The sequence below is a fragment of the Anaerolineae bacterium genome (assembly GCA_014360855.1).
Lineage (GTDB): Bacteria > Chloroflexota > Anaerolineae > JACIWP01 > JACIWP01 > JACIWP01.
Window position 1 is genome coordinate 1 of the sequence record JACIWP010000187.1, and the last position, 6,351, is coordinate 6,351.

Sequence of the window (6,351 nt, forward strand, 5' to 3'; positions counted from 1 at the left end):
GGTGGGACCCATTGGTATGCTGTGCATCCGGCGCACCTTTGTCGGGGGATTTTGGGAGGGATTTTTGACAGGACTGGGTGCCGCCACAGCCGACGCCTTTTATGGGAGTGTCGCCGGCTTCGGGCTGGTTTTCGTTTCCTCGCTCCTGCTATCCATCAGCCCCTGGCTGCGTGTCCTGGGTGGGGCGTTCCTCTGCTACCTGGGCATCCGCACCCTGTTCACAAGGCCCAGCGCCGGCGAGGCGAAGGCCCCTGCGCGCGGCCTGGCCGGCGCCTACGGCTCCGCGCTCTTCCTGACCCTGACCAACCCCATCACCATCCTGGCGTTCACCGCCATGTTCGCTGGCCTGGGACTTCCCTCCGCCGCGGGCAGTTACCGCGCCGCGGCCAGCCTGGTCGCCGGCGTCTTCTGCGGCTCCATCTCCTGGTGGCTGATCCTCTCCAGCATGATAAGCTTGGCGCGTTTTCGCCTGACGCCGGCGCTCTTGTCGTGGATCAACCGGCTGTCAGGATTGGTACTGGTGGGATTCGGCGTCTGGGCCGTATGGAGCCAACTGGGGCCGGCCCTTCTGATCGAGCTATGACAATGCCAGGGGATCATCGGTGTTATCATGGCAAGTGGTTGTTGGGGCATTCTGTAACAGGGAGGGCCACCATGCATCGTCTGCCGTTCGCTTCCGGCGGTCGGCTGGTCTCGCCGGCGCTGGTCATGCCGGTCATCCTGACTGTCGGCAACGTCCTCTTCAATGTGATCGCGAATTCGTCCTTTAAACTCTCATCCCAGGGGCGCAGTTGGCGGGAATTCCTGCTGTGGCAGGTGGTAGGCAACCTCTCCGGCTTTATCGCTGTCCTGATCTTCACCTTCTTACTGCGCTACTTGCCCCTGCATGTGGCCTTCCCGCTGATTCAGGGATTGGCTATCATCGGCATTCAGGTGGTGGCCGCCTCCTGGCTGTTTCACGAGGCCATCTCGCCGGCGCATTGGGTGGGCGCGGCGCTTATCATTTTCGGTATCCTCATCCTGGGGTCTCGCTAGACGGGGTCACGGGAACGCATCGGCGAAGCAGGCGCATCATGCCGCCGGCGCAGTGCAGGTCACGCCCCGGTCCATGCCCTCTGGCTGACGGAGTATATGGCGATACACGAAAGTGGCGGTCCAGAGCATCAGGATGCCGGCCAAGACGCCGACAGACCATGGCCCTACCCCCTGGATGAGCAGTCCTCCCAACCCGGGGGCAATGATCTGAGCGAGCGATTGAAAGGAAGCGCCCAGGCCCAAAATTCCGCCTGTCTCATTGCGCGCCACCACTTTCGTAAGCTGGCTGGTGACGATGGTATTTAGCACCCCCGAGGCCAGCGCCAACGGTGCCAATACCAACAGTAGCCAGACCAGGCTTGACGAGAACGCCCACAGGATGAGCGCTACGCCTAGCACCGCGCTTCCGATGAAGATCAGCCGGCGCTCGCGGACGCGCGTCACGATAAAGCCGATGGCCGCACCCTGCACCAACACCACCAATATCCCCACATATGTCAGGACATAGCTGGTAGTCTGGGCATTGAAGCGCAGTTTTGCCAGTGCGAACAGCGCGAAATTGGATTGGAAGAGGGTGAAGGCCAGGGCATAGAATAACTGCACATGGAGCAGGGGGCCGGCGCACGGCCGGCGCAGTGCCTGGAGCATCGCTCCCAGGGTAATGGCGGGCCGTTCCCTTTCCCGCATTTCCGCCCGTCGGGCCTCGGAAAGGGATTCCGGCAGCCAGAGGATGACTGCTATCAGGTTCAACAGGGAGAGGCCGGCGGCAACGAATGCCGGCAGAGCGTAGCCCCACCGGCTTAAAAACCCTCCCATCGCCGGCCCAATGATGAACCCCAATCCGAACGCCGCGCCGATCAATCCCAGCCCGCGCGCTCGGTTCTTCTCGTCCGTGGCATCGGTAATGTATGCCCTTGCCAGGGCGATATTGCCTCCGAACAACCCATCGGTGACCCTGCTCAATAACAGCATGGGCACGGAGCGTGCGAATGCCAACAGCAGGAAGCTGATAAAGGTGCCGGCGATGCAGAAGATCAACAGCGGCCGCCGGCCGTAGCGGTCCGAAAGCCTGCCGATGAACGGCGTGGCGACAAACTGGGCGAGCGCGTTCGCGGTGCTCAGCAAGCCCACGGTCGCGTAGGATGCCCCGAACGCGGTGACGTAGTACGGTAGGAGGGGCGGGATCAGGCTGTAGCCCAACAGGTCAATGAACACAAACCCCAGGATCAATATCACTGGGGTAGAAAGGGTCACCCGGGTTGTGCGGCCGGCCGTGGAGGGAGCTGTCATCGCAGCCCTCCCTGCTGGAGCAATTCGTGGCGCCGGCGGCGATATTCCACCACCGGCCGATCCCCTTGCACCAACTGTTCCCCCATTTGCAGTGCACTGGGCTTCGGCACCTGCGTTTCCACCACCCGCCGGTCCTGATGCGCCACCAAGCGGTTGAACGGCATCGCCAGCCAGTTGACCAGATCGCGCAGCACCGGGATCCGGATAAACCGCTGATAGAAGCGCAGGTAGAGGATGGTATGTTCCTCATCCACGGGGACGAAGGCCGCCACAACCCGCACGTCTTCCGAGATGTGGTTCTGCCAGAGATTCGGGAAAATGAACTCCAGGTAGACCTGGCCATCCCGGATCTCCACCTCTTCCGGCCGGCGTGGGGGGATACCATCATCCACCCGGCTGGACACATAGACCCGGAACATGTCCTCATCCACCCATCGGATGACAGGCCCGTCCACGATCGTCCTTCCGCCGCGCCCAATGGTGTTATGATGGACGAACGGCAGATGAATGGGGTCTAATTGGTTCTCAATCACCCGGGAATAATGGGCGTTCCATGGGTCGCGAACCTGTCCATAGGTGAACGAGTCATCGAGATCATCGAAGAAGCGCGGCGGTTTGAGGTCCGCCGGCGGCTTCTCTCCCCACCATATCCAGATAAACCCATGGGCCTCATAGGTCGGATAAGTGGCAAGGTGGAACCGCTCCGGCGCCGGCGTATTCCGCCCCAACGCCGGCAGGACGACCGCTCGCCCATCCGGCGCATATTCAAAGCCGTGGAACGGGCACTGGATATGATCGCCCAGCACCTTGCCCTTGCTCAACGCTGCTCCCCGATGCGCGCACTTATCACGCGCACAATGCACCTTGCCGGCGCTGTCCCGCCAGAACACCAGCCGTTCACCCAGACGTGTGACCCCTATGGGGCGCCCCTTCACCTCAGTGGAATCCAGCACCACATACCATTGATTCGGAATCATACAACTCCTCCCATGTAGGACGCATATACGCTGTTATGATTTGACTCCCGGCGCCAGGAGTGGACCGGCATTTTGCCACACACTGATGCTCGAACTCTACGTGCCGCGAGAGAACAGGTCCCGCAAGGCCGTATGGATCTCCGGATGCTGGAAGACGAAGCCGGCCTCCAGCAAGCGCGAGGGCATCATGCGCTGGCCATCCAGCAGGACGGCGGACATCTCCCCGAGCAGAAGCTTCATGGCGAACGCCGGGATGGGCAGCCAAATGGGCCGGTGCAGAACCTCTCCCAGGGCGCGCATCAGTTCGACATTGCGCAGGGGTTGTGGCGCGCACAGATTATATGGACCCTGGGCCTGCGGTTGCTCCATCAGGAATTGGATTGCCCGCACTTCATCTTCAATATGAATCCAGGGCACCCACTGCCGGCCCGAACCAATCCGCCCTCCCAATCCGAGCCTCACGGTCAGTGCCAGCCGAGGCAACGCCCCTCCCCGCGTGCTGAGCACCACCCCGGTGCGAATGATGACGCGGCGCACCCCCTGGCTCTCGACGCCGGCCGTTGAGGCCTCCCAGGCCTTGGCCACGCCGGCCAAGAAATCGCTTCCGGGCGCATGCTCCTCCGTAATCTCTTCGTCACCCCGCGGTCCATAGTAGCCGGAGGCGGAGGCCTGCACAAACACCGAAGGTTTATAAGAGCTAGAGGTAATCGCTTGGGTCAGCAGTTCCCCGACCTCGACGCGGCTGCGCAAAATGCGCTCCTTCTTCTGAGGCGTCCAGCGTTCTGGCAGCAGGCCGGCGCCGGCAAGGTTTTCGCCGGCCAGGTTCACCACCACATCCACGCCGTGCAGTGTCGCGTCCCAACCTTGTTTCTTTGTCTGCTCCCACGAGAGAATGCCGACCGGCTCCGGTATACCCGCCGGCCTCTGGGATGCGCGCGAGATGATGGTCACCTGATGACCGTCTGCCAGCAGGGCACTGGTGAGCGCTCGACCGATTAGCCCCGTTCCGCCAGTGATCAGCACGTGCATGGCCGGATCCTCCTTTCATGCCATTGCGACAACACCTGCCGGCCTTCCCCAGGAGGACGCATCGGAGGGCAAGCGTTGTCCATTCGAAATACCTCATCTTTATGTTTCTTAATAGCGACATCAAAGATTGTCAAGTTCAGGGCACAAAAATGTTGGCATTGTCGGGAACGTATAAAGCTGCCGATGACTCTTCCAACTTACTCATGAGCAGACTTGACCTGTGGCAAGGATGGCGATATCATCGCGCTGTGGCTTGCCAACCCGGCCATAGGCCGACTATATCACCGGATTGGCGTTGCCGCCGATGGTCGTTTCATCATTTCAGAAGGCCCCGGAATGGTCAGCACAGGGCAGAAAGTGAAGCCCGGCGAGCCAGACGCCACGAAAGGTATGGTACACATCATGGTTAGTGTTGTCATCAGGACGCATGATACAGCTTGGCCTTCAGGGAACCCTGAACGCTGATGCGCGCCTTCATCAAATTCCTGGACTATCTCATCCGCCGCGCCAGCGGCGTCATCGAGTACTGCGATGACCCCCAATGCATCTTTCGCGTACAGTTCGCGCCGGCCCCCCACCCGGTGCAACTTTCCGACGGCACCACCATCCCCGCTGGCGCGCCGGTCCTCTTACTCCACCTGTGGAACGAGCACATCCCGCCCATAGACCCGGCCGGCCCGGACTTGGCCTGGGCCTTGCAGACCGAACGCCGCCTGCGCCGCTCCCTGCGCCGGCTGGCCGAATGGCTCACCTCCAACCCGGCCTGCCGCGATGTCCAGGCCATCGGGGGCGTCACCGTGCTCCTGTCCCCCGACGGCCAGGATGGGAGCGCCCAACTCCTGCGCCGGCTGGGATTTGAATTCTTCCCTTGTCATAATCCATTGGGGAAATTCGGCGAGTTCTGGGAGAATCTTTACACCTGGTGGCTGATGTGGGCGTTCAACCCGGCCAGCCTGCGGGGCCGCCGGCTCCTGGATCTCCAGCGCACGGAGATATGGATGTCGCGCCAGACCTTCCTGGCGCGGCACGGGCGTCCCATTCCCAGCGAATCGGGCGCCCGTGCCAGCGAGACCGTCACGCATCCTGCCGGCGGCGATTAACCCAGCGACTCCAGCACCTGCCGCACGTACTCCATGCCCAGGCGCGGACTGGTCAGCACTGGAACACGCCGGCGCTCCGCCGGCATCCCCTCCAGCGCCCGCGCCATGGACGCCTGGGCCAGCAAGACCACCTCATTGCGGGCCATCAACAGCTCCAGACATTCCTGCACCAACCGATCATGGGTCTCCAGGTCGCCGGTGAAGAGCGCCGCATAGGCCCCCTCGCACAGCATCGGCTCCACTTGTACCTCGCCTATGCCCTTTGCCCGCGCCCGGCTGCGCACCAGATCGCTGACCGGCTTCAGCGCCGTCGGAGCCGTCGCCACCACGCCAATGCGCCGGCCCAGTTCCAGCGCCCGATCTGCCATGGCCTGGTCAATCTTCACCACGGGCACGCGCACTACCTGCTGTGCCACATCCACACACGGGGAAATGGAATTGCAGGTCACCAGGATGACATCCGCGCCGGCGCTCTCCGCCCACACAGCATGCTCGCATAGGCGGCGGTTGAGCGCCGGCGTGGGTCCCCCCTCCGCCAGCACCACCTTCAGCATTCCCTCGTCCACAATGTGGAAACGGCGCACATCTGGAAGAAGCTCCTGGGCCAGCCCATCGAACAGGGAGACCACCCCCGTCAGCGTATGCACCATGGCAAGCGTTCTTTCGGCCATCTCAGGGCGCTCCTCTCTGCCCGCCGGCATAGCGGCGCATCAGCCGGCGCATGGCCAGCGCGGTTTGTATGCCGGCGGTGTCCGGGTCCGGCCGCGCCAGCAGTTCCGCCGACAGAAACCGATCGTATCCCACTTCCACCAGAGCGCGCAGCATCCTCCCAAAGGCGAAGTGCCCCTTCCCCGGCGGCAGGCGGTTGCTGTCTCCCAAATGCACATGCCATAAACGCGGCGCGGCGGTATGCACCGCCC

8 protein-coding genes are annotated in these 6,351 nt (G+C 62.6%); 3 read left to right on the top strand and 5 right to left on the bottom strand.

Annotation, left to right across the window (positions count from 1 at the left end):
• Together H5T60_10390 and H5T60_10395 are read left to right on the top strand one after the other, a co-directional pair.
• Window positions 1-583: LysE family transporter (locus tag H5T60_10390; protein ID MBC7242839.1), on the top strand; the 583-nt coding region annotated here is incomplete at its 5' end.
• Window positions 584-654: 71 nt separating this feature from the next.
• Complete coding sequence (locus H5T60_10395) at window positions 655-1,035, top strand: hypothetical protein (protein MBC7242840.1); 381 nt, start codon at window positions 655-657, stop codon at window positions 1,033-1,035.
• Window positions 1,036-1,071: 36 nt separating this feature from the next.
• Here the strand turns inward: H5T60_10395 and H5T60_10400 are convergent, their stop codons facing one another.
• The 3 genes from H5T60_10400 to H5T60_10410 form a co-directional block, all read right to left on the bottom strand.
• Window positions 1,072-2,325, bottom strand: coding sequence for an MFS transporter (locus H5T60_10400; GenBank protein ID MBC7242841.1), 1,254 nt, complete (start codon window positions 2,323-2,325; stop codon window positions 1,072-1,074).
• On the bottom strand, window positions 2,322-3,302 hold the full coding sequence (locus H5T60_10405; protein ID MBC7242842.1) for an aromatic ring-hydroxylating dioxygenase subunit alpha: 981 nt from the start codon (window positions 3,300-3,302) through the stop codon (window positions 2,322-2,324). The genes H5T60_10400 and H5T60_10405 overlap by 4 nt, the downstream gene beginning before the upstream one ends.
• A 96-nt stretch (window positions 3,303-3,398) precedes the next feature.
• Window positions 3,399-4,331, bottom strand: coding sequence for a TIGR01777 family protein (locus H5T60_10410; GenBank protein MBC7242843.1), 933 nt, complete (start codon window positions 4,329-4,331; stop codon window positions 3,399-3,401).
• Between the two features lie 464 nt (window positions 4,332-4,795).
• Here H5T60_10410 and H5T60_10415 point away from each other — a divergent pair, with 464 nt between their 5' ends.
• Window positions 4,796-5,431, top strand: a complete 636-nt coding sequence (locus H5T60_10415; GenBank protein ID MBC7242844.1) for a hypothetical protein — start codon at window positions 4,796-4,798, stop codon at window positions 5,429-5,431.
• On the opposite strand, the gene H5T60_10420 is transcribed toward H5T60_10415, so the two are convergent.
• Complete coding sequence (locus tag H5T60_10420) at window positions 5,428-6,102, bottom strand: aspartate/glutamate racemase family protein (protein MBC7242845.1); 675 nt, start codon at window positions 6,100-6,102, stop codon at window positions 5,428-5,430. The two genes, H5T60_10415 and H5T60_10420, sit on opposite strands and share 4 nt — an antisense overlap.
• 1 nt (window position 6,103) lies before the next feature.
• Window positions 6,104-6,256, bottom strand: a complete 153-nt coding sequence (locus H5T60_10425) for a hypothetical protein (GenBank protein MBC7242846.1) — start codon at window positions 6,254-6,256, stop codon at window positions 6,104-6,106.
• Between the last annotated feature and the right edge of the window lie 95 nt (window positions 6,257-6,351).